At 71.5% G+C, this 26240-nt stretch carries 21 protein-coding genes; 10 read left to right on the top strand and 11 right to left on the bottom strand.

Annotated elements, in window-relative coordinates; translation table 11 throughout:
* Positions 1-526: 526 nt before the first annotated feature.
* From HPY23_RS32170 to HPY23_RS32190, 5 genes are all read left to right on the top strand, one after another.
* Entirely contained in the window at positions 527-2296 is a 1770-nt protein-coding gene (locus HPY23_RS32170; RefSeq protein ID WP_091889931.1) for a methanol/ethanol family PQQ-dependent dehydrogenase, read from the top strand.
* A gap of 55 nt (positions 2297-2351) precedes the next feature.
* Positions 2352-3560 (top strand): lytic murein transglycosylase, encoded by a 1209-nt coding sequence (locus HPY23_RS32175; RefSeq protein WP_091889934.1) that lies wholly within the window; start codon positions 2352-2354, stop codon positions 3558-3560.
* Between the two features lie 206 nt (positions 3561-3766).
* Complete coding sequence (gene repA / locus HPY23_RS32180; protein ID WP_091889937.1) at positions 3767-4975, top strand: plasmid partitioning protein RepA; 1209 nt, start codon at positions 3767-3769, stop codon at positions 4973-4975.
* Positions 4976-5257: 282 nt separating this feature from the next.
* Complete coding sequence (gene repC / locus HPY23_RS32185; protein ID WP_091889940.1) at positions 5258-6544, top strand: plasmid replication protein RepC; 1287 nt, start codon at positions 5258-5260, stop codon at positions 6542-6544.
* A gap of 88 nt (positions 6545-6632) precedes the next feature.
* Positions 6633-7085, top strand: coding sequence for a MarR family winged helix-turn-helix transcriptional regulator (locus HPY23_RS32190; RefSeq protein ID WP_082742733.1), 453 nt, complete (start codon positions 6633-6635; stop codon positions 7083-7085).
* A gap of 10 nt (positions 7086-7095) precedes the next feature.
* On the opposite strand, the gene HPY23_RS33745 is transcribed toward HPY23_RS32190, so the two are convergent.
* Positions 7096-7221 carry a hypothetical protein gene (locus HPY23_RS33745; protein ID WP_268926729.1) on the bottom strand — a complete coding sequence of 42 codons (126 nt, stop codon included), beginning with the start codon at positions 7219-7221 and terminating at the stop codon, positions 7096-7098.
* Between the two features lie 357 nt (positions 7222-7578).
* Between HPY23_RS33745 and HPY23_RS32195 the strand changes: the two genes are divergently transcribed.
* Complete coding sequence (locus HPY23_RS32195) at positions 7579-8652, top strand: catalase family protein (protein WP_200602159.1); 1074 nt, start codon at positions 7579-7581, stop codon at positions 8650-8652.
* Between the two features lie 10 nt (positions 8653-8662).
* A complete protein-coding gene (locus tag HPY23_RS32200; protein WP_060846062.1) occupies positions 8663-9061 on the top strand; it encodes an MAPEG family protein in 399 nt (132 codons plus the stop codon).
* Positions 9062-9081: 20 nt separating this feature from the next.
* On the opposite strand, the gene HPY23_RS32205 is transcribed toward HPY23_RS32200, so the two are convergent.
* Both HPY23_RS32205 and hydA read right to left on the bottom strand, forming a co-directional pair.
* Complete coding sequence (locus HPY23_RS32205) at positions 9082-10110, bottom strand: sensor histidine kinase (protein WP_060846061.1); 1029 nt, start codon at positions 10108-10110, stop codon at positions 9082-9084.
* A 198-nt stretch (positions 10111-10308) separates the two neighbouring features.
* Positions 10309-11697, bottom strand: a complete 1389-nt coding sequence (gene hydA, locus HPY23_RS32210) for a dihydropyrimidinase (RefSeq protein WP_091889945.1) — start codon at positions 11695-11697, stop codon at positions 10309-10311.
* A 59-nt stretch (positions 11698-11756) separates the two neighbouring features.
* Here hydA and HPY23_RS32215 point away from each other — a divergent pair, with 59 nt between their 5' ends.
* Positions 11757-12410, top strand: a complete 654-nt coding sequence (locus HPY23_RS32215; protein ID WP_091889948.1) for an aspartate/glutamate racemase family protein — start codon at positions 11757-11759, stop codon at positions 12408-12410.
* Between the two features lie 17 nt (positions 12411-12427).
* Here HPY23_RS32215 and HPY23_RS32220 read toward each other — a convergent pair whose 3' ends face one another.
* The 8 genes from HPY23_RS32220 to HPY23_RS32255 all read right to left on the bottom strand — a co-directional run bounded on the left by HPY23_RS32220 (position 12428) and on the right by HPY23_RS32255 (position 22003).
* Positions 12428-13354, bottom strand: coding sequence for an N-carbamoyl-D-amino-acid hydrolase (locus HPY23_RS32220; protein WP_091889951.1), 927 nt, complete (start codon positions 13352-13354; stop codon positions 12428-12430).
* A gap of 218 nt (positions 13355-13572) precedes the next feature.
* A complete protein-coding gene (gene nikE, locus HPY23_RS32225) occupies positions 13573-15231 on the bottom strand; it encodes a nickel ABC transporter ATP-binding protein NikE (RefSeq protein ID WP_091889954.1) in 1659 nt (552 codons plus the stop codon).
* Positions 15231-16106 (bottom strand): ABC transporter permease, encoded by an 876-nt coding sequence (locus tag HPY23_RS32230; protein ID WP_060846056.1) that lies wholly within the window; start codon positions 16104-16106, stop codon positions 15231-15233. Before HPY23_RS32230 ends, nikE begins: the two co-directional genes overlap by 1 nt.
* Positions 16107-16124: 18 nt before the next feature.
* On the bottom strand, positions 16125-17156 hold the full coding sequence (locus HPY23_RS32235; RefSeq protein ID WP_060846055.1) for an ABC transporter permease: 1032 nt from the start codon (positions 17154-17156) through the stop codon (positions 16125-16127).
* 1 nt (position 17157) lies between these two features.
* Entirely contained in the window at positions 17158-18756 is a 1599-nt protein-coding gene (locus HPY23_RS32240; RefSeq protein WP_091889957.1) for an ABC transporter substrate-binding protein, read from the bottom strand.
* 125 nt (positions 18757-18881) lie between these two features.
* Positions 18882-20270, bottom strand: a complete 1389-nt coding sequence (locus HPY23_RS32245; RefSeq protein WP_091889960.1) for an NAD(P)-binding domain-containing protein — start codon at positions 20268-20270, stop codon at positions 18882-18884.
* 9 nt (positions 20271-20279) lie between these two features.
* A complete protein-coding gene (locus HPY23_RS32250; RefSeq protein WP_091889963.1) occupies positions 20280-21026 on the bottom strand; it encodes an SDR family oxidoreductase in 747 nt (248 codons plus the stop codon).
* Positions 21023-22003, bottom strand: coding sequence for an NAD-dependent epimerase/dehydratase family protein (locus HPY23_RS32255; protein WP_091889966.1), 981 nt, complete (start codon positions 22001-22003; stop codon positions 21023-21025). Before HPY23_RS32255 ends, HPY23_RS32250 begins: the two co-directional genes overlap by 4 nt.
* 437 nt (positions 22004-22440) lie before the next feature.
* Between HPY23_RS32255 and HPY23_RS32260 the strand changes: the two genes are divergently transcribed.
* Positions 22441-24651 (top strand): type I secretion system permease/ATPase, encoded by a 2211-nt coding sequence (locus HPY23_RS32260; RefSeq protein ID WP_091889969.1) that lies wholly within the window; start codon positions 22441-22443, stop codon positions 24649-24651.
* The gene (locus HPY23_RS32265) at positions 24648-26168 is read left to right on the top strand and encodes an HlyD family type I secretion periplasmic adaptor subunit (protein ID WP_091889972.1); all 1521 of its coding nucleotides are present in this window, start codon (positions 24648-24650) and stop codon (positions 26166-26168) included. The genes HPY23_RS32260 and HPY23_RS32265 overlap by 4 nt, the downstream gene beginning before the upstream one ends.
* Positions 26169-26240: the final 72 nt, after the last annotated feature.

Genomic DNA, 26240 nt, shown 5'->3' on the forward strand with positions numbered 1-26240 from the left:
AGGCTCACGACCGATCGGCGTTTCCACCTGATCGTGTGAGCACCGAAACGTCAGACCAGCATCATCCTACTCACGACCGGTTCCCAAGGAACCGACCCGCAGGGACGACGCCGTCCACGCTTCTCTTTCTCAGATGAACTTGTCAAAGAGCCGATCCGGTCGAAGCTGGATCTCGACCTTACCGGAAACGAAAAGCAGCGCCGGGTTGCCCTGGCCCTTGCTCGCTCGTCTCGGGGGAGGTTCGGCAGGGCGGCCAGTTCGTCGGCGCCCCGTCGGTGAGCGGCTGTCTAAGGGTAGCCGGCTCGACTGTCAACACGTCGGGATCCGGGCGAGCGGGCATCGCCGCCCGCCGGCACCCTCATGGACTGGCAAAGGTGTGTCCCGATCGGAGATGGGACGGGCGCGTGGAGCGTCAAGCGTCGGTCGGCGGCCGCGTCGGCGGGGGTCTCGCGGCGCGTGGCCCGGCGGGCGGGCAAGGCCTATGACGGTCCTCGCGCCCCGGAGCGGCCGGGCGAGGAGGATGGGCATGAGATCGATGACGCTGGCGACCCTGCTGCTCGGCCTCGGCCCGGCTTTCGCCGGAGAGGGGGTCCGGGTGGCGCTGCCGACCGTCGATTACGCCAACACGCGCTACTCGCGCCTCGACCGGATCACACCGGACAATGTCGGACGGCTGAAGGTGGCCTGGACCTACTCGACGGGCGTGCTGCGCGGGCACGAGGGCGCGCCGCTCGTCGTCGGCCACATCATGTATGTGCACACGCCGTTCCCCAACACGGTGACGGCCCTCGACCTGAACCAGGACGGCAGGATCCTGTGGCGCTACGCGCCGCGGCAGGATTCGGCGGTGGTCGCGGTGATGTGCTGCGACACGGTCCATCGCGGCCTCGCCTATAAGGACGGGCGGGTGTTCCTGCAGCTCGCCGACACCACCGTCGTGGCGCTCGAGGCCGAGACCGGGCGGGTGCTGTGGTCGGTCAAGAACGGCGATCCGGCCCGGGGCGAGACCAACACCGCGGCGGTGATGCCGGTGCGGGACGCCGTGATCGTCGGTCTGTCGGGCGGCGAGTACGGCGCGCGCTGCCACGTCACCGCCTACGACCAGGCGACGGGGCGGCGGCTCTGGCGCGCCTACGCCACCGGGCCGGATGCCGAGATGCTGGTCGATCCCGCGAAGACGACGGAGCTCGGGCGCCCGGTCGGCCCCGATTCGTCGTTGAAGAGCTGGGAGGGCGAGCAGTGGAAGACCGGCGGCGGCTGCGCCTGGGGCTGGTTCTCGTACGATCCCGGCCTCGACCTCGTCTATTACGGCACCGGCAACCCCTCGACCTGGAACCCGGCGCAGCGGCCGGGCGACAACCGCTGGGCGATGGCGATCGTCGCCCGCGACGCGACCACCGGCGTGGCGCGCTGGGTCTACCAGATGACGCCGCACGACCAGTGGGACTACGACGGCGTCAACGAGATGATCCTGACCGACCAGGAGGTCGAGGGGCAGAGGCGCCGGCTCCTCACCCATTTCGACCGCAACGGCTTCGGCTACACCCTCGACCGGGCGACCGGCGCGCTGCTGGTGGCCCAAAAGTTCGATCCGAGCGTGAACTGGGCCAAGCGCATCGAGCTCGACCCCGCCTCGCCGGCCTATGGCCGCCCGGTGGTGGACGAGCGCTACGCCCCGGGCACGACAGGCGAGGACGAGACCGTCACGGGCATCTGCCCGGGCGCGCTCGGCGCCAAGAACCAGCAGCCCGCCGCCTACTCGCCGGCGACCGGCCTGTTCTACGTGCCGACCAACCACATGTGCATGGATTACGAGCCGTTCCACGTCACCTACACGCCGGGACAGCCCTATGTCGGGGCGACGCTGACGCTGCATCCGCCGCCGGGCACCGACCGGACCGGCGCGTTCATCGCCTGGGACAATCTCTTGGGCCGCATCAAGTGGTCGATCCCCGAGCCGTTCTCGGTCTGGTCGGGGGCGCTCGCCACGGCCGGCGGGGTGGTGTTCTACGGGACCCTCGAAGGCTACCTGAAGGCGGTCGACGCCGTGACGGGACGAGAACTCTACCGCTTCAAGACGCCCTCGGGGATCGTCGGCAACGTCACCACCTACATGCATGACGGCCGGCAATACGTGGCGGTGCTCTCCGGCATCGGCGGCTGGGCCGGAATCGGGCTTGCCGCCGGGCTGACCGACCCGGCCGAGGGCTCGGGGGCGGTCGGCGGCTACGCCGCCTTGTCCCAGTACACCGCCGCGGGCGGGCAATTGACGGTCTTTGCCTTGCCCGAACCCTGACGCGGAGCGGCCGGACGCCTTATTCTCTCGGGATCACCGACCGGGAGGGTCTTCGATGCGGATGAGGTTGGTGCTCCTGGGGCTGATCGCCGGCCCGGCCGCCCTGGCGCAGCCGGCACCCGAGGCGCCGCCCGCGATGGCCGAGTGCCTGGCCGGCCTCGTCGCCAAGGCGCGGGAGCAGGGAGTGACGCCGACCCTGGCGGAGGCGCAGCTCTCCGGGCTCACCGCCGATCCGGACGTCGTCGCGGCGACGGGACGCCAGGCGGAGTTCGAGAAGCCGGTCTGGGCCTATCTCGACGCCGCGGTGAGCGAGGAGGCGGTGACCGACGGCCGGGCGAAGCTCGTCTCGGAGGCGCGCCTGCCGGCGGTCGAGGCATCGACCGGCGTCGACCGGCACGTGCTGGTGGCGATCTGGGGCATCGAATCGGGCTACGGCAGCGTGCTCACTGATCCCCGCAAGGTCCGGCCGGTGGTTCGCTCGCTCGCCACCCTCACCTGCGCCGGGGGGCCGCGGGTCGGCACCTGGACCGAGGAGCTGGTGGCGGCCCTGCGGATCCTCGATCTCGGCCGCACCAGCCCGGACCGCCTGACCGGCTCCTGGGCCGGCGCCATGGGCCACACCCAGTTCATGCCGACGACGTACCTGCGCCACGCCGTCGATTTCGACGGCGACGGCCGGGCCGACATCTGGACCTCGGCGCCGGACGCGCTCGCCTCGACGGGGCAGTACCTGCGGACCTTGGGGTGGCGGCCCGGGGAGGGCTGGGGCGGCGAGGTGCTGCTGCCCTCGGGGTTCGACTATCGCCTCGCCGACGAGACGACGATGCGGACGCTGGCCGAGTGGCGCACCCTCGGGCTCGCGCCGGCCGGCCGGCCGATCGGCGCGGACGGCGATACCGCGCGCCTCGTCCTGCCGGCCGGCGCGAAGGGCCCGGCCTTCCTGCTGCGCCCGAACTTTTCGGCGCTGCTCGGCTACAACGCCGCCTTCTCGTACGCGCTGGCGGTGGCGCATCTCTCAGACCGGCTGCGGGGCGAGCCGGGCTTCGTGCGGCCCTGGCCCCGGGACGACCGGCCGCTCGCCCGCGACGAGCGGCGGGAGATCCAGGCGCTCCTGGAGGCGAAGGGCCATCCGGCCGGCGGAGTGGACGGGCGGATCGGCCCGCTCAGCCGGGCGGCGATCCGCGCCTGGCAGGCCGAGGCCGGGCTCGTGCCCGACGGCTACGCCGATTCCGGACTGCTCGACCGGCTGCGCGCCGCGCGCTGATCCGGCGGCGGCGGCACGATCGCGATTCGGCTCCAACGCACGATTCGGCCCGTCGGTCCCAGCGCGATCGACGCGAAGCGCCTGACTCCTGTGGAGAAAAGGTTGTCGACTCCTGAATCGGAGGGCCCGGGGCTTAACGCTTGACTCCCCGTCCACCGAGCCGGCCAAACTACGCTCACAAGCTCGGATGAGGCTGGAAAGCGTAGATGTCGAAGGCTGTCGAAAGTCGAATCGCCGGGCGGAGGTCATCCTCCGCCGCGTCGTTCGATGCCGTGATCGCGGCCCATGCCGACGCGCTGTCGCGCCAGATCGGCGAGGTGCGCGAGCGCCTCGGCCCTCCGGCGGCGCGGCGCGAATTGCGGCGCTTTCCCACCGGCGAGGCGGCGCGCCTCATCGGCATCACCGACGCCTACCTGCGCCAGCTGATCCTGTCGGACGAGGGGCTGGAGCCCGAGAAGGGCCCGGCGGGCCGGCGGCAATTCACCCTGGCGCAGATCAACGACGTGCGCCGGCACCTGGCGCGGACGCGGCCGGGCTACCTGCGCCACCGCCGGACCGGCGAGCACCTGCAGGTCCTGGCGGTGACGAACGTCAAGGGCCGCTCGGGCAAGACCACGGTGGCGGCGCACCTGGCGCAGTACCTGGCGCTGCAGGGCTACCGGGTGCTCGCGGTCGACCTCGACCCGCAGGCGGCGCTGTCGGGCCTGTTCGGCTGCCGGCCGGAGCTCGACGTCGGCGTGAGCCAGACCCTCTACGGGGCGGTGCGGCGCGACGGCGGCGAGCGCCCGCTCGGCGAGATCGTGCGCCCGACCCATTTTCCCGGCATCGACCTCGTGCCCGGCCATCTCGAGCTGATGGCCTGCGAGCATGGGGGCCCGCTCTCGGCGGCGATGCCGGAGGGCGCGGTCGGCCGCGTCGCCGAGGCCCTGGCGGGGGTCTCCGGCCGCTACGACGTCGTGGTGGTCGATTGCGCGCCGCAGCTCGGGGTCCTCACCCTCGGGGCGCTCTGCGCGGCGACCGGCATCCTGGTGACCGTGCAGCCGCAGATGCTCGACCTCGCCGGCATGTCCGGCTCGCTGCGGATGACCGCCGACCTGCTCGGCGCCGTGCGCGAGGCCGGGGGCGACCTGCGTCACGACTTCCTGCGCTACCTCGTCACCCGCTACGAGCCGAATGACGGGCCGCAGACCCAGATCGTCGGGCTGTTGCGGGCGCTCTTCGGCGAACAGGTGATGACCCATGCGGTGCCGCTCGCCTGCGCGATCGCGCAGGCCGGCGCCTCGGGTCGGACCCTCTACGAGGCCGGCCGCGAGGGCGCGACGCGCCAAGCCTACGACCGGGCGGTCGAGGCGCTGGATGCGGTCAATGCCGAGATTGCCGGCGAGATCGTCAGGGCCTGGGGGAGGGCGGCGTGAGCCGGGCTCCCTCGTCCGCCAAGATCTTGGGCAAGATCTCGGTCAAGATCTCGCTCAGGTGAGAATCAGGCCACCCAGCCCGGTTTAACCCCGCCCCAGGCGGTTCCACTCACGCAAACCCAGAAAGGATCGATCCGGCAAAAGAAAAAGGCCCCCGAAGCGACGCCCCGGAAGCCCTTCTCTTAGTGCCTGGCAGCCTGAGAGAATCAAATCCGGCACATTCTGTCAAGCGTGGCGCCGATTCGGCGAACCCTTTTCTGTTGCCTGACGACAGGCACAGCCATGTCCCAGACCCAACCGACGACGCCCTTCGGGCGGCGGCCGTTGTCGCTCGCCATGATGGCGGCGCAGGCGGCGGCGAAAGCGTGCCCGGACGAGGCCGCCAGCCACAAATGGCGGACCTTCCGCAACCTGACCGAAGCGAAGGCCCGCCTCGGTATCGGAGACCGGGCGCTCGCCGTCCTGTCGGCGCTCCTGAGCTTCCACCCCGAGACCGCCCTGACCCCGGGCGCCGACCTGGTGGTGTTTCCCTCCAACCGTGAATTGTCGGTGCGCGCCCATGGCCCGTCGCCGACGACGCTTCGGCGGGCGCTGACGCAGCTCGTCGAGGCCGGCCTGGTGATCCGCCGCGACAGCCCCAACGGCAAGCGCTACGCGAGGCGCGGCGAGGGTGGCCGGATCGAGCAGGCGTTCGGCTTCGACCTCGCGCCGCTCGTCGCGAGGGCCGCCGAGTTCGAGGCGCTGGCCGGCGAGGTGCGGGCGGCCGCCAAGGCACGGGCGCTCCTGCGCGAGGAGATCTCGCTCCTGCGCCGCGACATCACGAAGATCGTCGCCTTCGCCCGCGCGGAGGGGCTGGCAGGCGCCTGGGACGCGGTCGAGGCTCATCTCGCGGGAGAAGGCGCGATGCCGCCGCGCTCGGCCGGCAACGCGGCTCTGGCCGAGATCGCCTGCGGGTTGCGGGATTTGCGGGCGGAAGTGAATAAGTGCCTGGCGGAATCGCTGGAATTCGGAAAAACGGGCGCCAGTGAGTCCCAGATCGGCTGCCACCATCAGAGTTCAAAACCTGAGTCTTTCCAGAATCTTGAACGGGGTTTGCGGGGACAGGAGACGGATCCCGGGGAGACCGGACCCGACACCGTGGTGCCGCCGACGCGGGTGCTGCCGTTGAGGCTCGTCCTCGAGGCCTGCCCGGATGTCGGGGCTTACGCCCGGCACGGGATCGGACATTGGCGCGACTTTCTCGGCGCGGCGTTGCTGGCGCGGGCGAGCCTCGGCATCGGACCGACGGTCTGGACCGGGGCGGTGGGCGTCATGGGCGAAGAGACGGCGGCAATCGTCGTCGCGGCGATCCTCCAGCGCGGGACCGCCATCGCGGCGCCGGGAGCCTACCTGCGCGACCTGACCGACAAGGCGCAGGAAGGACGGTTCTCGCCCTGGCCGATGGTGATGGCCTTGTGGCGGGCCCGCCAGGAGGTCATTGCACCGGCCGACGTGCCGTTCGCGGGTCGCCTGTCCGAATCGGCGAGAGGTCCGGGGCGGCGTGCCGGACCGGAGCGATCGTGGGGATGAGCGGCCGGACGCCGGATAATATGTTGCGCTCGCAACTTCATATAGGGTGCGAACCCGCTCAAGCGCCGTGGAGGCGAACGCGAAGCCGATGGACCGCCTGAACCTGCTCGCCTTCTCGCCGTTCCGGCTCAACCGGCTCGCCAGCGAGTTCAGCAACGCGCTGGCCGCCGACTACGCGCGGTTCGGGATCGACATCCCGGAATGGCGGGTGCTGGCGACGCTGGGGCAGCACGCGGAGCCGCGCAGCGCGGCCTACGTCGTGCGGTGCACCCGCACCCACAAATCGCGGATCAGCCGGGCCGTCGGGCACCTGATCGAACTCGGCCTGGTCGCCCGGCGGGAGAGCGGCGACGACCGGCGCGAGATGATGCTGGAGCTCACGCCGCAGGGGCGCCAGACCTATGCCGAGCTGGTGCCGATCCTGCTCGCGCGCGAGGCCAAGCTCCTGTCCGGGCTCAGCGAGGCGCAGAGACGGGATTTCGACCGGCTGCTCGGGGCGCTGGAGGAGTCGCTCGGTCTGGTGCGGGAGAGGGAGGAGTGAGCGCGGCGCGCTACCGCAGGATCGCGTCGATCCGCGCCACGTAGGCGGTGAGGGCGACGAAAACCGCGATCGTCAGGGTGTTCCAGGCGAGGATGCGGCCGCGGTCGACCAGGGTACGGGCCTTCACGGCGGGCATGGGGAGTGCTCCTCGTAGTGGTGTTCCGGCCGGGCGCGACGCCGCGCGGCCCCGGGTGGTCCTGTGCGGTGCATTCAAGCCGTGCCGGGGATGGGCGTCAATGAACGCGCTTCCCAAACTCCGCGCGGCACGGAGAAGAAATTTGCCGCCGAACGCCTGTTGTAAAGAACGATGTGCTCCCGGGGCCGGCCCTGGACCCGGAGCGGCAAAAATCGTTTCCTTGGTCGCGGGGGTGGACTGGTAACCCGCCCGGGCGATGACTGCCGCATCGAGAGCCGGAACACCGGCTGCAGGTAACCGTTTCTGCTGACGCAGCGACGCTTCCGGCGTCCTCGACCTTCAGCGAGACCCGCCACGATGCAGTCGCCGATTCGCTTCGATCCATCCCTCGAGGTCGTCCAGCCCGACGAAGAAGAGGTGCAGGCTGAGATGATCCGGGTCTTCCGGAAGATCCAGGAGACCACGCTGGAGGATTACGGCCACGCGGTGCGCGGCGTCCACGCCAAGAGCCACGGCCTCCTGACCGGTCGGCTGACCGTGCTGCCGGGTCTTCCCCCGGCGCTGGCGCAGGGGCTGTTCGCGACGCCCGGCTCCTACGACGTCGTCATGCGGCTCTCGACCAACCCGGGCGACATCCTCGACGACAGCGTCTCGACCCCGCGGGGCCTTGCCGTGAAGGTGATCGGGGTCTCCGGCGAACGGCTCCCCGAGGCCGAGGGCGAGACCCAGGACTTCGTGCTGGCGAACGCTCCCGCCTTCACGGCGCCTGACGCCAAGGCGTTCCTGAAGAGCCTGAAGCTCCTGGCCGCCACCACCGATACGCCGCAGGTGTTCAAGAAGGTGTTTTCCGCCGCGCTTCGCGGGCTCGAAGGGGCGCTCGAGGCGGTGGGGGGCAAGAGCGCGACGCTGATCAGCCTCGGCGGCCATCCCGAGACCCATATCCTCGGCGAGACCTTCTACAGCCAGGCGGCCCTGCGCTGGGGCGATCACGTCGCCAAGGTGGCGGTCGCTCCGGTCGCGCCGGCGCTGACCGCCCTCACGGGGGCGTCGCTGAATGTCAACGGCAAGCCGAACGGCCTGCGCGAGGCGGTCTCGGAGTTCTTCCGCGCCCACGAGGGCGTGTGGGAGCTGCGGGCCCAGCTGCTGACCGACCGCGAGACGATGCCGGTCGAGGATGCCTCGAAGCCCTGGCCGGAGGAGGCGAGCCCCTACGTCCCGGTGGCGCGGATCACGATCGCGCCGCAGGAATCGTGGAGCGACGAGAAGGTCCGGCGCCTCGACGACGGCCTCGCCTTCAGCCCTTGGCACGGCCTGGCGGCGCATCGGCCGCTCGGCTCGGTGATGCGGGCGCGCCGCGCCGTCTATCCGAGCTCGGCCGGATTCCGGGCGGAGCACAACGGTTGCCCCATCCATGCGCCGACTCGCGCTTGAGGAGACCACCATGGTTTTTCCGTCCCTGACCGCCGGCTACGCAGCGGTCCTGGCCCTGCTCTTCGCCGGGCTGTCGATCTGGGTGATGGCGCGGCGACTCTCCGCCAACGTGCTGCACGGCGACGGCGGCGATGCCGTGCTGCTGCACCGCGCCCGCTCCCAGGCCAACTTCGCCGAGTACGTGCCGCTGATCCTGATCGTCGTCGGGCTGCTGGAGGCCCATGGCGGCAGCCGGGGCCTGGTCCACGGCCTGCTCGCGGTGCTGCTGGTCGGCCGGGTGCTGCACCCGTTCGGCATGACCGCGCCGGCGAACTCGCCGCGCCAGTATGCCTGCCGCGGCGGCGGCATCCTGGCGACCTTCGCGGTGCTGATCGTCTCCGCCCTGGCGCTGCTGCTGCGCCTGTCCTGACGGATGGGCGGCCCCTGCGCTCAGGCGCCCGGGGCCTCGGCGGCGAAATCGAGCCGCACCACCGTGCCGGGGCCGCCCGCATAGGTGAGGGTGCCGTCGAGCTGGGCCGCGAGCCCTTGCGCGATGCGCAAGCCGAGGCTCCGGCTCGCCTCCGGGTCGAACCCGGCCGGAATGCCGCGCCCGTCATCCGCGATGGTGAGCGCCATCCGGTCCGGCGCCGTCGCCTCGATCCGGATCGTGATGGAGCCGCGGGCACCCTCGGGAAAGGCGTGCTTCAGGGCGTTGGTCACCACCTCGACCACGAGCAGCGACAGGGTGGTGAGCCGCGTCAGGTCGAAGCGCACCGGCGGCACGTCGACCAGGCAGACGATGTTGCGGGCCCCCGTCGCGTCGAGGAGGTCGCCGCAGAGCTCCTGCAGGTACTGGCCGACCGGCAGGGAGATGCGGCTCGGGTCGTAGAGCCGCCGGTGGATGCGCGAGATCGTCTCGAGGCGGATGCGCGCCTCGTCGAGGGCGGCGAGCGCCGCCTGCGGGTCGTTGCCGACCCGGCGCTTCTGAAGGGTGAGGAGCGCCGCGACGAACTGCATGTTGTTCGCCACCCGGTGCTGCAGCTCCTGGAACATGGTGCGCTGCTGCTCGTAGAGCCCGGCCGTCACGGCGCGCTCGTGCCGCAGCCGCACGCTCGCCGTGTGCATGATGTGGATCAGCCCGATATCGACGGCGACGATGAAGACGTAGAAGGCGAGCGCCAGCCCCGACTGCGCCGAGAGGATGAACCCCGTGCTCGGCGGCAGGAAGAAGTACCAGGCCGACAGCCCGCTCAAGGTGGCGCAGGTGATGCCGGCCCGCAGGCCGCAGAAGAACGTGGTGAGGATCACCGCCGGGAAGAAGGTCAGGTAGGGAAAGCCCGGCGGCAGCACGTCGTCCACCGCCAGCCGCAGGCCGAGCGCCGCCGCGGTCGCGCCGAGCGCGACGAGGTCGCCGAGCCAGGCCCGGGCGCGCAGGCGCTCGGTGGCCTGGAGCGCGGTCCAGAACCAGCTGCGGCGCACCGTCGAAGCGGTGGATACCGGGGCAGTCGTCGACTTGGCCGTTGACAGCGGGATGACTCCTCGATCGAGTCTCCAACCTAGGGCGACTCTCCCGCCACACGCCACGGATCGCCGCGGAATCGGGCGATCCGCGGCCGATCTCCGGTCACCGTGGCTTCGCTGCCGCTGTCGCGGCGAGGACGAGCGCCCGCGTCAGCCTCAGTGCCGCCGGATCGGCGCGCCGCTGCCCGCCTCCGCCGTCACCGTGCCGCCCTCGGCGATCACCCGGCCGCGGCGGAGCACCGTCTCGGGCCAGCCTTTCAGGTTGCGCCCGGCATAGGGCGTGAAGCCGGTGCGGTCCTCCACCATGTCGTCCGAGAGGGTGACGCGCTTGTCAGGGTCCCACAGGCAGAGGTCGGCATCCATCCCCACCGCCACCGAGCCCTTGTTCGAGAGGCCGTAGATCCCGGCCGGTGCCGTCGCGGTGATCTCGACGAACTTCTTCAGCCCGAGCCGCCCGCCCGACACCATGGCGTCGAAGAGCAGTGGCAGGCGCATCTGCAGGCCCGGCATCCCGTTGGCGATCTCCTTGAAGGTCGCGCCCGGACCCGCCTTGAGCTTGCCGGTCTCGTCGTAGCGGTAGGGGGCGTGGTCGGAGGAGACGGTCTGGAGGTCGCCGAGATCGAGGGCGCGCCACAGGGCCTCCTGGTCGCGGGCCTCGCGCAGCGGCGGCGAGCACATCCACTTCGCCCCCTCCAGCCCCGGCCGGTCGAGGTCGGATTCGGTGAGGAAGAGGTATTGCGGGCAGGTCTCGGCATAGACCTTGGCGCCCTCGCCGCGGGCCCGACGCAGGATCGCGGCGCCTTCCTCGGTCGAGACGTGGAAGATCATCACCGGCTGGTCGAGATACTGCGAGAACCGCACCACCCGCTCGAACGCTTCCGATTCCGACAGCCGCGGATGGCTGGCGGCATGGTATTTCGGCGCCGTCTTGCCCTCCTTCAGCAATTGCCGGCTCGCGAAGGCGATGAGCCCGTAATTCTCGGCGTGGACGCAGACGAGCGCGCCCACCGCCTTGGCCGCCGCCATCAGGTCGAGCAGGGCCTCGTCCGCGAGCCGCAGGCGGTCGTAGGTCATGAACGCCTTGAGCGAGAGGTGGCCCTCCTTCGCCAGCGCCGGGATGTCCCGGCTCAGGGCCTTCTCGGTCGCGTCGGCCACGATAAGGTGGAAGGCGTAGTCGATCACCGCGCCGCGCGCGGCCAGCGCGGTGTAGTCCTCGACGACCTTCGCCAGATCCATCCCGACATGCTGGGCCGCGAAGGCGACGACGCTGGTGGTGCCGCCGAGCGCCGCCGAGCGGGTCGCGCTCTCCCAGGTGTCGGCGTTCATCAGCCCGGAGGCCGAGAGCTGCTCGATATGGGCGTGGCTGTCGATTCCGCCCGGCAGGACGAGCTTGCCCCGCGCGTCGATCTCCCGCCGTCCCGGGGCGAGGTCGAGGCCGATCGCCGCGATCCGGCCGTCCAGGATGCCGAGATCGGCGGAGAAGACGTCGCTCGCGGTGGCGACGGTGCCGCCGCGGATCACGGTGTCGAAGGCGGGCTCACTCATACAAACGCTCCTCGTCCGAAACTTGCTAGGCTGAAGGTCTGACACATCAGAGGACCACCATGACGACAGACCGGCGCATCCTCGTCATCAACCCGAACTCGAACGACGCCGTCACCCGCGGCCTCGATCACGCGCTGGCGCCCCTCGCGCGGCCGGGCCTCGCCATCGACTGCCGGACGCTGGCCGAGGGGCCGTTCGGCATCCAGTCGCAGGCCGATGTCGAGCAGGTGGCCTTGCCCCTGCGCGACCTCGTGCGGCGCGAGGCGGCGGACGCTTACGTCATCGCCTGCTACTCCGATCCCGGCCTGCACGTCTGCCGCGAGGCGACCGACCGGCCGGTCCTCGGCATCGCCGAATGCGGGATCCTGACCGCGCTCGCCCGGGCCGACCGGTTCGGCGTGATCGCGGTGGCGAGCCGCTCGATCCCGCGCCACCTGCGGGCCCTGCGCCAGATGGGCGTGAGCGAGCGGCTGGCCGGCGAGCGGGCGCTCGAGATGACGGTGGCCGAGACCGCGAGCGGCCCGGACACGCTCGCCCGGATGATCGCCGTCGGCCGCGACCTGCGCGACCGGGACGGGGCCGGGGTCATCGTGATGGGCTGCGCCGGCATGGCGGTGCACCGCCGCGGCCTGGAGCGGGAGCTCGGCATCCCGGTCATCGACCCGACGCAGGCCGCGGTCGCGATGGCGATCGGCATCGTGGCGCTCGCCTGAGGTCGCGCCGCCGGGCTTCACTCGGGCAGCACCACGCCGGTCTGGGCGGTGATGCGGCCGTAATGTTCGGGTCGGCGGTGGCGGGCGAAGTCGAAGATCGTCTCCTTGCCGAACCGGGTCTCGTCGAGGTCGCAGGCGGCGACGATCACGCCGTCGGCCTCGCCGGGGAGCTCGGCCACGATCTTCCCGTTCGGGTCGACGATCAGGGTACCGCCGGTGAGGTGATGACCGTCTTCCGATCCGGCCTTGGCCACCGCCACCACCCAGGTGGCGTTCTGGTAGGCGCCGGCCTGGACCGAGAGGCGGTGGTGGAACAGCCGCTCCTCGATGCCCTCGGCGTTGCGCTGGCTGTTGACCGAGGGGGTGTTGAAGCCGAGCACCACCATCTCGACGCCCTGCAGCCCCATCACCCGGTAGGTCTCGGGCCAGCGCCGGTCGTTGCAGATGCACATGCCGAGGATGCCGCCGAGCATCCGCCAGACCGGGAAGCCGAGGTCGCCCGGCTCGAAGTAGCGCTTCTCCAGGTGCTGGTGGGTGCGCTCGGGGTCGAACTCGTCGTGGCCGGGCAGATGGACCTTGCGATACTTGCCGACGATGGCGCCGTCGCGGTCGACCAGGATCGAGGTGTTGAAGTGCCGGCCCTCCGGCGTCAGCTCGGCATAGCCGAACGACATCGCCATGCCGTGCTGGCGCGCCCGGGCGAAGAGCGGCGCGGTGGCCGGGCCCGGCATCTCGCGCTCGAACCAGGGGTCGGCCTCGGCCCGGTCCGCGTGGTACCAGCGCGGGAAGAAGGTCGTGAGCGCCAGTTCCGGATAGACGATCAGGTCGGCGTCCTGGCTTTTGGCCTCGTCCATCAGGGCGATCATCCGGGCGACGACGCTGTCGCGGCCCTCGGCCTTCTGAATGGGCCCGAGCTGGGCGGCGGCGGTGCGGATCACGCGCATGGTAAAATGTCCTACGAGTATCTGTCAGACGATGTTTGAGTGCGGGGGCATCCTGCCCACGGCCTCATCCTGAGGTGCCCACGAAGTGGGCCTCGATGGAGGGCTCCAGGGATCGCCGAGACAACTGGAGGCCTCCTTCGAGGTCAGTCCATCTCTGATGGACTGATACTTCAGGACGAGGTGCCGGATGGGAGATAAGTCCCCTGAGTGCGGACGCCTCACGCGGCCGGCTCCGCCGCGAGCCCCCGCGGCTGCCCCGGCCGGAAATGCGGGATCGCGGCCAGCAGCTCCCGCGTGTAGGCGGTGCGCGGAGTGCGGAAGAGGTCGCGGCTGACGCCCTCCTCGACCACCCGCCCGCCCTGGAGCACCAGGGTGCGCTCGCACATCATCCGCACCACGTTGAGGTCGTGGCTCACGAACAGGACGGCGAGCCCGTCCTCCCGGCGCAGGTCGTCGAGGAGGCGGAGTACCCCGGCCTGGACCGAGACGTCGAGGGCCGCCGTCGGCTCGTCGAGGACGAGGAGGCGCGGCTTCACGGCGATCGCCCGGGCGATGCCGATGCGGGCCTTCTGGCCGCCCGAGAGCTGGTGCGGGAAGCGGTCGAGGAGAGCCGACGGGAGGCCCGCCCGCTCGGCGCTCTCGATCACCCGGAGGCGCAAGGGTTCGCCCCGCAGGGGCGTCAGGCGCTTGAGCGGATGGGCGATGCAGTCGAAGGCCGAGAAGCGCGGGTTGAGGCTGTCGGTCGGATCCTGGAACACGATCTGGATCGCGCGCCGATGGGGCGAGCGGTGGAAATCGCGGGCCGGAATCGTGCCGATCGACTCGCCGTCGAACAGGATCTTTCCGGCGCTGGCATCGAGGAGCCGGCAGATCATCCGCGACGTGGTGCTCTTGCCCGAACCCGATTCGCCGACGAGACCGAGGCTCTCGCCCTCGCGGAGCGAGAAGGACACGTCCTCCACCGCCATGGCGCCGCCGAACATCTTTCCGAGTCCCTCCACCGCGAGGAGCGGCGGGGTGCCGGGGGCGGGGGCCGGGCGCGGCCGGGCCGGGGAGCGAGGACTCTCCGGCACGAGGTCGGAGAGCGTCGAGGTCGGGGTCGGCGAGGCGGCGACGAGGCGCTTGGTGTAGGGGTGGCGGGGCTTGGCGAACAGAGCTCCCGGCTCGCCCTCCTCGACGAGGCGGCCCTGCTCCATCACGGCGATGCGGCCGCAATACTGCGCGGCGAGGCCGAGATCGTGGGTGATGAGGATCATCGCCATGCCGCGCTCGGCGGTGAGCCGGGCGACGAGATCCATCACGGTCTTCTGGGTCGTCACGTCGAGGCCGGTGGTCGGCTCGTCGGCGATGAGAAGCGCCGGCCGGCAGGCGAGCGCCAGCGCGATCATCACCCGCTGGCACATGCCGCCGGAGAGTTCGTGCGGATAGGCATCGAGGCGGCGCGCGGCGTCGCGGATGCGCACCGCCTCCAGGCTCTCCAACGCTCGCTCCTTCGCCTGGACCTTCGACAGCCCGCCCGCCATCAGCACGTCGGCGAGCTGGCGGCCGATCGGACGGATCGGGTTCAGCGCCGCCCGCGGATTCTGGAAGATCATCCCGATCGCCTGGCCGTGCGCCGCCCGGAGATCCGCCGCCGCGAGCCGGGTCACGTCCTGGCCGCGGAAGCGCACGCTGCCGCCGGTGATGCGACCGGCCCGGTCGAGGAGGCGCGCCGCCGCGAAGGCGGTGACGGACTTGCCCGAGCCCGATTCGCCGACGAGGCCGAGGCTCTCGCCCGGCGCCACCGAAAGCGAGACGCCGCGCAGGGCCTCGACCGGGCCGCGCCGGGTCGCGAAGGTGACCCGCAGGTCCTCGATCGAGAGAAGGGGAGGCTGCATCAGGTCCGCATCCGGGGATCGAGGATGTCGCGCAGGCCGTCGCCGAGCAGGTTGAAGCAGAGCACCGCCAGCATCAGGGCGAGGCCCGGGAAGGCGACGAGCCACCACTTGCCGGTGGTGATGAAGCGCGCGCCCTCGGCAACGAGGATCCCCCATTCCGGCGTCGGCGGGCGCACGCCCAGCCCGATGAAGGACAGGCCGGCCGCGTTGAGGATCGCCCAGCCGAGGTTGAGCGAGATCTGCACCGCCATGGCCGGGAGCACGTTCGGCAGGAGGAAGCGCAGGACCACCGCGAGGTGGCCCTCGCCCCCGGCCCGCGCCGCCTCGACGTAGCCGGCATCGCGCCGCACGTTCACCTCGGCCCGGGCGAAGCGGATGTAGAACGGCAGGTTGATGATCGCGGTCGCGATGACGATGTTCTCGACCCGGTTGCCGAGGGCCGCGACGAGCGCCATCGCCAGGACGAAGAGCGGGAAGGCCATCAGCACGTCGACGAGGCGCCCGACCACCCGGTCGAGCCGGCCGCCGGCATAGCCGCTGACCCCCCCGATCACCGCGCCGAGCGCGAAGGAGAGCCCCACCGCCGAGAGCGCGATGGCGAGGTCGAGCCGGGTCGCCGCGACGATGCGGCTCAGCACGTCGCGGCCGAGCTGGTCGGTGCCGGCCCAGTGCGCGGCGCTCGGCGGCTGGAGCGCCACCGAGACGTCGGAGGCGACGGGATCGTAGGGGGTGAGCCAGGGGCTGAAGACGGCGACGAGGCAGAGCAGCGACGCGCCGGCAGCGGCGACGGCGGTCAGCGGATTCTCGCGCAGCACGTAGGCAGCGTGCCGCAGGGTGCTGGGCGGGGGCGCGAGGGTCGGGGAGACGGCGTTCATCGGGTTCCTCGCATCCGATCACTCGATGGAGACGCGCGGGTCGGCGAGGCCGTAGAGCACGTCGACCGTGAGGTTCACGACGACGAACAGGCTCGCCATCAAGAGCACGAAGCCCTGGACCGGGGCGTAATCGGAGGCGAGCAGCGCATCGAGCGCGTAGGAGGCGACCCCGGGCCAGGAAAACACTTTCTCCACCAGCACGTTGGCCCCGAGCATGGTCGAGAAGACGATGCCCGCGATGGTGAGCACCGGCAGGATCGCGTTGCGCAGCGCATAGGTCACGATCACCCGCCGCCGCGGCAGGCCGAGCGACCGGGCGGTGCGGATGAAGTCGCTGCCGAGCACGCTCAGCATCGCCGCCCGGGTGATGCGGGCGAGCGGCGCCAGCACGAACAACGCCATGGTGAGCGCCGGCAGCACCAGTTGCCCGGCCGCGGCGCGAAAGCCCTCCCAGTCGCCGACGAGCGGGAAGTCGATCAGCAGGAAGCCGGTGATGTCCGGTGGGCTCGCCGCGAACACGTCGACGCGGCCGGTCGGGTCCGGCGCCACGCCGAGCAGGTAGTAGAAGACGTAGATCAGCAGCAGCCCCGACACGAAGGTCGGGACGCAGACACCGAGCGCGCAGAGGAAGCGCACGGCGTGATCCACCGCCGAGCCGGGCCGGAGCGCCGCCGCGATCCCGAGCGGGATCGCCAGCGCGAGCGCGATGACGAGCGCCGAGACCGTCAGTTCGAGCGAGGCCGGCAGGCGCTGGCGCAGATCCGCCAGCACGGGCTGGCCGGTCGTCATCGAGCGGCCGAGCTGGCCGCGCGCCACGTCGCCGAGATAGCGCACCAGCTGCTCGGGCACCGGCTTGTCGAGGCCCATCTGGCGGCGGATCTCCTCGATCTCCGCCTTGCCGGCATTGGGCCCGGAGGCGAAGAACACCGCCGGGTCGCCGGGCAAAACCCGCATCAGCAGGAAGGTGAAGACCAGGACGCCGAGAAGTGCCGGCAGCGAGGACAGGAAGCGCCGCCCGGTGCGCCGGGCGATGCCGGAGGCGGAGGCCATCCTACTTCCTCGACAGGTCGCGGTAATCGACCTGGCGGTGGAACTGGTAGGTGTAGCCCTCGACGGATTGGGCCATCACGGCGTCCTGGTTCGGTTGCCAGATCGGGATCTGCGGCATCAGGGCGAGGTGGCGCTTGTTCAGGGCCCGGGCCTCGTCGTCGTACTTCGCCGGGTCGCGCTCGAACCGCGCCTTGGCGGCGAGCTCGTTGATCTCGGGATCGTCGATCGAGCTGTAGTTCCAGCGCTGGTTGCCGGTGTAAAAGTTGCGGTAGAAGTAATCCGGCGAGGGCAGCCAGGCGACGATGCCTTCCGTGAAGAACGGCAGCTTCTTTTCGCTCACCTGCGTCGACATCTGCGCGTCGGGCAGCTTCTGGATCTCGACCTTGACGCCGATCTTTTCGAGCGATTCGCGGATCAGCGCGGCCATCGGCTCGGCGGTGGCGGCCTGGCCGACATTGAAGCTGAAGGTGGTCGAGAACCCGTCCGGCAGCCCGGCTTTCGCCAGCAGCGCCTTGGCCTTGGGCAGATCGAGGGTCACCGGCTGGGCGACGGGGAAGACGGGGGCCGGATCGCCCTCGCCCCAGGTCGCACCGAAGAGCGGCTTGCCGCGGCCGAACAGGGCGGCCTTGAACATCGAATCGTAGGGCAGGGCGTAGGCGAGCGCCTGGCGCACCTCGACCTTGTCGAAGGGCGGCAGCTTCGTGTTGAAGGAGATCAGCGTCACCGCGTTGAATTGCGGCGTGGCGATCACCTTCAGCTTGCCCCGCTCCTTCAGCGCCAGCGCGTCGTTGGCCTGGAGGTCGATGACGATGTCGGCGTCGCCCTTCTCGACGAGGTTGGCGCGGGTCGCCGGATCGGGAATGGTCTGGGCGATGATGCGCTTGAAGCCGGCCGGCTTGTCCGGCGCGGCGCCGGTCCAGTCGGCGTTGCGCTTCAGCACCACCTGCTCGCCGGGCTTGAACACGTCGACGCCGTAGGCGCCGCTGCCGACGGCGTGGTCCTTGAGCCATCCTTGCGCCCACGGGTCCTCCGGCGTCGCGTGCGACTTCGCGACCTTGGAGTTGATCACGATGGCGTAGACGGTGGCGAGGTTCGGGAGCGCCAGCCGGTCGGGCTTCGGCAGCGTCACCTTGAAGGTGTGGGGATCGACCACCGTGAACTGGTCGGGGCTCGTCAGCGAGCCGGTGAGGAGCTGCGGCGCAGCCAGCGACTTCGCCGAGACGGCGCGGTCGAGCGACCATTTCACGTCGTCGGCCGTGACCGGGGTGCCGTCCTGGAACTTGGCGTCCTTGCGCAGGTAGAAGGTGAGGGTGAGGCCGTCGGCGCTGACCTCGTAGCGCTCGGCCAGCTCGCCGCGCACCGAATCGAGGTCGAACACCCAGTTGTCGCCGAGCTTCTTGCGGCCGAAGGTGACGAGGCGGTCGTAGGTCGAGAGGCTGATCGCGAAGGCCTCGCGGGTGGTGCCCGGCATGGTCGGGTCGAGGGTGTTGACCGCGGCCCCCGTGACGTAGCGCAGGGTCTCGGCCCGGCTCTGGGCTCTCGCCGGCCCCGCCACGACGAGGGCCGTGAGCAGGGCCGCCGCGAGGCTGCCCGTCCGCATGCTGGTCTTCGTCACGCCGGTTCCTTCCCTGCATCCCCGATCCAGTCGGCCTTCTTGCAAGGGCCGTTCCAGCGAGCGCCATTCGAGACCAGGGACGAGCCGGGAGCAAGAGCTAACACGAAGGCTCAGCGCAGCACCGCCTGGGGCACGTCGTACGCCTGGAAGTCGGTCCAGTGGCGGTCGAGATCGGCGGTGAACAATCCCCGGGTCAGGCCAGAGACGAGGCGCGGCACCGCGGTCGTCATCGCGTTGATCGACGAGCCGGAGGGGCCGTGGCTCACCGTGGAGGCGATGCCGAACAGGTGGATGTTTCCGATCCACGGCGTCAGGCCGGGCTCGCGCTCGGTGAAGGCGTAGTCGTCGCCGAGATACGGGTAGGCGGCGAGGCGCTCGTCGCGTTCCTCCGGCGGCGGGGCGTAGCGGTCGCCCCAGGTGGCGATGTTGTGGGCAAACGCTAACAATTCGGGCCGCGCCGCGTAATCGACGGCGATGCCGGTGGCGGCGATCGCGAGATCGGCGGTCACCACGCCCCGCGGCGTGTCGAGGACGACCGCGCCGCCCTCCATCCGCGCCGCGCGGATGGGGGCGCCGGGGAGAAACCGAAAGGCCGGGTGCCGGGCGCAGCGGTCCCAGGTCGCCTGCGGAAAGCCCTCGCGCAGGCCCATCACCGCACTCATGAAGCGCCAGCGCCAGGCGTCGTCGAGGTCGCCGAGATGGCGCAGGAAGCCCGCGAAGGTCAGCCAGCGATAGGGCTGCACCACCTGCGCCTCGGCCCGCCGGCACAGCACGGTCACCGCGGCGGCGCCGGCTTCCAGCGCCGTGGCGGCGTTGTCGAAGGCCGAGGCACCGGCGCCGATCACCGCGACGCGCTTGCCCGCGAGATGCGCGAAGTCGATGGCGTCGTCGGTGCGGGCGACGCGGCCGGCCGGCAGGTCGCGGAGTGCGTCGGGCAGGGCCCAGCGCCCGGCGCCCTCCTGGCCGGTGGCGAGCACCACCTTGCGGGCGTAGCGCACCGTGCCACTCAAATCCGTCACTGCCAGGAGATCGCCGGCCGGCGCGATCCCGGTGACGGTCACGCCGTTCTCGACCGGCGCGCCGGTGGCGTCGCGCACGAAGGCGAGATACGTGGCCCAGTCCTCCCGGGGGATCAGGTCCAACGCCTCCCAGGCGGCCTGCCCGTAGCGGGCCTCGTGCCAGGACTGATAGGTGAGCGCCGGCAGGCCGAGATCGGGTCCGGTGAAGTCCTTCGGGCTGCGCAGGGTGCGCATCCGCGCGTAGGTGAGCCAGGGGCCCTCGAAGCCTTTCGGTGCCCGGTCGAGCACCAGGATGTTGGTGACCTGCGCCCGCATCAGCCCGAACGCGATGGCGAGGCCGGATTGCCCGGCCCCGACCACGATCACGTCGTGGGCGGGTCGGCCGTCCGGGCCGGTGCGGGGGGTGAGCCAGGGCGCGCGGGGATGGGCCGTGCGGGCGATCTCGTCGCGGACGCGGAGCCGAAGAGCGTCGAGGGACATGCAAAACCTTCAGGCGGAGAGCCAGCCGCCCTCGACCGGCAGGGCGGCGCCGGTGGTGAAGGAGGCGGCATCGCTGGCGAGATAGAGGACGGCGCGGGCGACCTCCTCGGGCTGCCCGAGGCGCTTCATCGCGTGGCGGGCCTCGGAGGCCGCGCGGGCGGCGGCCGGGTCGGCGGCGCGGGCGAAGCTGCGGGCGAGGAGCGGCGTCTCGACCGCGCCCGGCACCACGGCGTTGACCCGGATGCCGTCAGCGGCGAAGTCGAGCGCCATGGTGCGGGTGAGGCTCAGCACCGCGCCCTTGGCGGCGATGTAGGCGCTGTTGCCGCGCCCGCCGGCGAGCGCGAGCTGCGAGGCGACCGTGACGATCGCGCCGCCGCCGCGGGCCCGCATCACCGGCACCGCTGCCTTGGCCCACAGCCAGGTGCCGCCGACATGGGCGCGGAACACCGCGTCCCAGTCCGCGGGCGCGGTGGTCTCGACGGTGCCGCCCACCGAAAAGCCCGCCGCCGTCACCAGGACATCGATGCCGCCGAGGCCCGAGACGATCGCCGCGGCGTCGGCGGCGACCGCCCCGGGATCGCCGACATCCGAGGCCCGGGCGAGGCCGCCGATCTCCGCCGCCACGGCCTGCGCGGCCGCATCGTCCCGGTCGATCACCGCCACCCGGGCGCCGGCCTCGGCGATGAGCCGCGCCGTCGCGGCGCCGATCCCGGAGCCGCCGCCGGTCACCACCGCGACCTTGCCGTCGAACCTCATCGGACATCCTCCCGCGCGTCGTGCCAGGCCAGGAACGCGTCGGCGGAGGCGTCGCATCCATAGGCGGCCTCCCAGCCGAGCTCGTCGCGCAGCCGGTCGGTCGCCAGCGGCGGCCGGTCGGTGTCGCCGTGCAGCGTGATCGTCGGGGCCTCGCCCGGTGCGGCGAGGCGGCAGGCGAAGCCGGCCTGTGCGAGCCGGGACCGCGCCAGCCGCTCGCCCCAGGCCAGCACCGGCCAGACGACGGGGCTCGACACGTTGTAGAGCCGGGAATCCAGGCGCGGCGCGTGGAGGATCCGCGCCACCGCGGCGGCGGCGTCCGGGGCGTAGAGCCAGTCCCGCAGACCCGGCCGCGGCAGCAGGGCCGGGGTGCCGGCCCGCGCCGCCGCCCAGATCTGCGCCTGCGGGCTCAGGGTATCGCGAAACGACGTGTCGCGCTCGAACGGGCCGAACACCGCGCTCAGGCGCACGCTCACCCCGTCGAGTCCCCAATGCCCGCAGAGCCGCGCCAGCACGGCCTCCGAGGCGAACTTGGTGACGGCGTAGAGGCTCTCGGGCCGCGCCGGCAGGTCCTCGGACAGGCGCTCGGCTCGCGTCGCGCCGTAGGCCGCCGCCGAGGACAGGTTCACCACCCGGCGCACCCCGGCCCGGCGGCAGGCCTCCAGGATCGGGACGACCGCCGAGAGATTGACGGCGAGGATGGATGCCGGATCGGCGGCCTCGCGGGCGGCGTCGGCCGTCACCGCGGCGGCGATCGCCACCGCGTCGGTGCCCGGGCGGATCGCCGCCGACAGGGCGGCCGGATCGGTCACGTCGCCGGGCACGAGGTCGAGGCGGCCGGGCGGCGCGGCGAGCGCCGCGAGGAGCGCCGGCGGAGGCGGGGCCCGGTCGAGGAGCCGCACGTCGCCGCCGCCCGCGAGGAGGTGGTGGGCGAGGTTCAGCCCGACGAAGCCGGCTCCGCCCAGGATGACGGTGGTCATGGGGTGGGAGAGCTCATGAGTTGGAGGGCCTCACGGGGCGAGGATTCCCTTGGCGCGAGGAGTCCCTTGGGGCGAGGAGTCCCCTGGGGCGAGGGCGCTCGCGCGGCCCGCGATGCGTCTGCGGACGAGGTGCCGGCATCGAGCCTCCCATGATCGGTTCGGCGCAGCACCATGCACGAAGCAGGCCGACCGGCGGGTGGCCCCGGCGCGTCCCCTGTCATGAAACCATCATGCCGTCCGGCCAAGAGGTTTCCGGATTCAGCCGACGCGAAACAGTCGCGGCCCGCGCGCCGTGCGGAGCGTTCGCCGCGGAGCGCCGGGCCGGCCGCGACCAAGCCGGTCTCGAACGGTCGAATTCTCTCAAGCGCCGCGAGTCCGCGAGATGGATGCGCGGCACGAGCCGGCAAGGCTGCGCAGCAGAATCGGGGGCAACGGACATGGTGCAAGACGCGGCCGCACAGGCCGGCCCCGGCCACGCGGGACCCGGAGCCGCGGAGCTGCCCGCGGCGCGGCCCGATTCGGGCCTCGGCGCACTCGCCCTCGTCGCCTCGTTCCACCAGGTCCCGTGCGAACCGGCCCAGGTCCGCCACGACCTCGGCCTCGGCCAGGCCCCGATGAGCGGCGTCGACGTCGTGCGCGGCGCCCGCCGCCTCGGCCTCAAGGGCCGCCTGCTCCAGGACCAGAAGCCGGCGCGCCTCGACGGCATCCCGCTCCCCGCCATTCTCGAGGTCGACGACGGCCGCTTCGTCGTCCTCGGCCGGCGCCTCGAGGACGGCAAGCTCCGGATCATCGATCCGGTCGCCCGCACCGCCGACCACGTCGAGCCCGAACTGTTCCTGGCCCGCTGGACCGGCACCATCGTGCTGATCGCGCGCCGCGCCAACCTCCAGACCGCGCTCCACCATTTCGGCCTGACCTGGTTCGTCCCCTCGGTCTGGCGCTACCGCAAGCCGCTCGCCACGGTGCTGGTCGCCTCGCTGTTCATCCAGCTCTGCGCGCTGATCACCCCGATCTTCTTCCAGATCACCATCGACAAGGTGCTGGTCCACCGCGGCTACTCGACCCTGACGCTCGTCGCCGTCGGCCTCGTGGCGCTCGGCCTGTTCCACGTCGTGCTGCAATACCTGCGCGGCTACATCCTCACCCATACCGCGAGCCGGATCGACGTCGAGCTCGGCGCGCGGCTGTTCGACCACCTGATGCGCCTGCCCCTCGGCTACTTTGAGACGAGGCCCGCCGGCCAGACCGTCGCCCGGGTGCGCGAGCTCGAGACGGTGCGCAACTTCCTCACCGGCCAGGCGCTCACCTCGGCGATCGACGTGCCGTTCACGCTGCTGTTCCTCGCGATCCTGTACGTCTACTCGCCGCTGCTCGCGCTGATCGTCACCTTGTCGATCCCCTGCTACATCCTGGTGGCGGTGCTGCTGCGGCCGGTCCTGCGCGAGAAGACCCTGGAGCAGTTCAACCGCTCGGCCCTGTCGAGCCAGTTCCTGATCGAGTCGGTGGTCGGCATCCACACCGTCAAGGCGCTCGCGGTCGAACCCACCCTCAAGAGCCAGTGGGAGGAGCGGCTCGCCGCCTACGTCAAGACCTCGTTCGTTGCCGGCCTCGTCGCCAGCATCGGCCAGAACGCGATCCAGTACATCTCCAAGGTCACGACCGCGCTCGTGCTGTTCTTCGGCGCCTACGCGGTGATGAACGGCGAATTGACCGTCGGCAGCCTGATCGCCTTCAACATGATCATGGGCCAGGTCACCGCGCCGATCCTGCGCCTCAGCCAGCTCTGGCAGGACTTCCAGCAGGTCAAGGTGTCGCTGGAGCGCCTCGGCGACGTGCTCAACTGCCCGCCGGAGACCCGGGCGCTGGCGCAGGCCCACCTGCCGCCGGCCAAGGGCCAGGTCACGGTGCGGGGTGTGACCTTCCGCTACCAGCCCGGCACGCCGGAGGTCCTGAGGGACGTCAGCCTCGACATCCCGGCCGGCCAGGTCATCGGCATCGTCGGCCCGTCGGGCTCGGGCAAGTCGACCTTCACCAAGCTCCTGCAGCGCCTCTACGTGCCCGAGAAGGGCCAGGTGCTGGTCGACGGGGTCGACATCGCCCAGGTCGATCCGGCCTGGCTGCGGCGCCAGATCGGCGTCGTGCTCCAGGAGAACCTGCTGTTCAACAAGACGGTGTTCGAGAACATCGCGCTCGCCAATCCCGGCCTGTCGCGGGCGCAGGTGATGCAGGTGGCCCGGCTGGCCGGCGCCGACGAGTTCATCAACCGGCTGCCGCTCGGCTACGACACCCCGATCGAGGAGCGCGGCGCCAACCTCTCGGGCGGGCAGCGCCAGCGGCTCGCCATCGCGCGCGCGCTCGCCACCAACCCGCGCATCCTGATCCTCGACGAGGCGACCTCGGCGCTCGACTACGAGAGCGAGCGGATCATCCAGGAGAACATGAAGCACATCGTGCGCGGCCGCACCGTGATCATCATCGCCCACCGGCTCGCGGCGGTCAGGATCTGCGACCGGATCATCGCGCTTCAGGACGGGCGCATCGTCGAGGACGGCACCCACCGCGATCTGGTCGAGCGTCCGACCTCGCTCTACGGCCGACTGTGGCGCCTGCAATCCGACCACGGCTCAGCCCAAGGAGAGGCCGCGTGAGCGCCAAGCCGCAACCCTCCGAGCCGCAACCCTCCCTGCCGGCGCCCCGCCGCGCCCCGCCGCCGCCGGCCCGCTTCAGCCCGCGCGGCCTGACCGACCGCGTGCGGCGGCTCGCCGACGACCGCTCCGACCAGGAATTCCTGCCGGCGCATCTCGAGATCCTCGACACCCCGCCCTCGCCCTACGCGGTGGTGTTCACCTGGGTGATGTGCCTGATGTTCGGGGCCGCGCTCGTCTGGAGCATCTTCGCCCAGATCGACATCCACGCGGTGGCGACCGCCCGGATCCAGCCCTCCGGCCGCTCGAAGGTCGTGCAGCCCTTCGACACCGGCAAGGTCCAGACCATCGCGGTCGAGAACGGCAGCCGGGTCCAGGCCGGCGACGTGCTGCTGACCCTCGAACCGACCGAGGCCGAGGCCGACCTGTCCTCGCGCCAGGGCGACCTCGCGGCGCTCGAGGCCCAGATCGCCCGGCGCCGCGCCACGATCGAGGCGGTGGAGAAGAACCAGCCCACCGCCAAGGTCGAGTTCCCGGCCGCGGTGCCCCCGGCGGTGCGGGCCCGCGAGGAGGGCGCGATGCTGGCCGAGATCGGCCAGTACGTCACCACCCGGGACGCATTCGAGGCGCAGCTCGCCGAGAAGGTCGCGACGCAGGAGCGCTTCACCGCCAGCATCGCCGCCCGCCAGCGGCTCCAGGCGGTGCTGAAGGAGCGCGCCGACATGCGCGAGACCCTGGTGGCCAAGGCCGCCGGCACCCGCGCGGCGGTGATCGACGCGGTGCAGCAGGTCGAGCAGGTCGCGGCCGACCTCGCCTACGACCGCGGGCAATTGACCGAGGCCAAGGCCGGCGCCGTCTCGCTGCAGCGACGCATCACCCAGCTCACCAGCGAGACGGTGGCGCGCCAGTACCAGGCGCTGACGGAGGCGGCGCAGAAGCGCGACGCCCTGGTGCAGGACGTGGTGAAGGCGACGCTCAAGCGCGAGCGCACGGCGCTGAAGGCGCCGATCTCCGGCACGGTGCAGCAGCTCGCCGTGACGACGCTCGGCCAGGTGGTCACCGCCGGCCAGCCGCTGATGGTGGTGGTGCCGACCGACGGGCCGATCGAGGTCGAGGCCCAGGTCCAGAACAAGGATATCGGCTTCATCCTGCCCGACCAGGAGGCGGTGGTGAAGATCGACGCCTTCCCGTTCACCCGCTACGGCTCGATCGAGGGCAGGGTGGTGCGGGTGTCGCGCGACGCGGTCGACGACCGCGAGGCGGGGGGCGGCAGCGACGCCCTGTCGGTGGCGCGCGGCCAGGGCCTCAATCCCGTGACGGGCATGCCCAAGACCCAGAACCTGATCTTCCCGGTGACGGTGGCGCTCTCTCGGACGGTCATCAAGGCCGACGGCAAGGAGGTGGCGCTCACTCCCGGCATGACCACGACGGTGGAGATCCGCACCGGGCGGCGCCGGGTGATCGACTACCTGCTCTCGCCGGTGCGCGAGACCACCGCGACGGCCGGGCACGAGCGCTGAGGGCGCCGGCCGGCGCGCCGGGCCTTCCTTTCGCCGGACAAACCCCGCAAGGGAGGGATGAAGACCGGGCTC

It is taken from the genome of Methylobacterium ajmalii (assembly GCF_016613415.1).
Classification (GTDB): domain Bacteria; phylum Pseudomonadota; class Alphaproteobacteria; order Rhizobiales; family Beijerinckiaceae; genus Methylobacterium; species Methylobacterium ajmalii.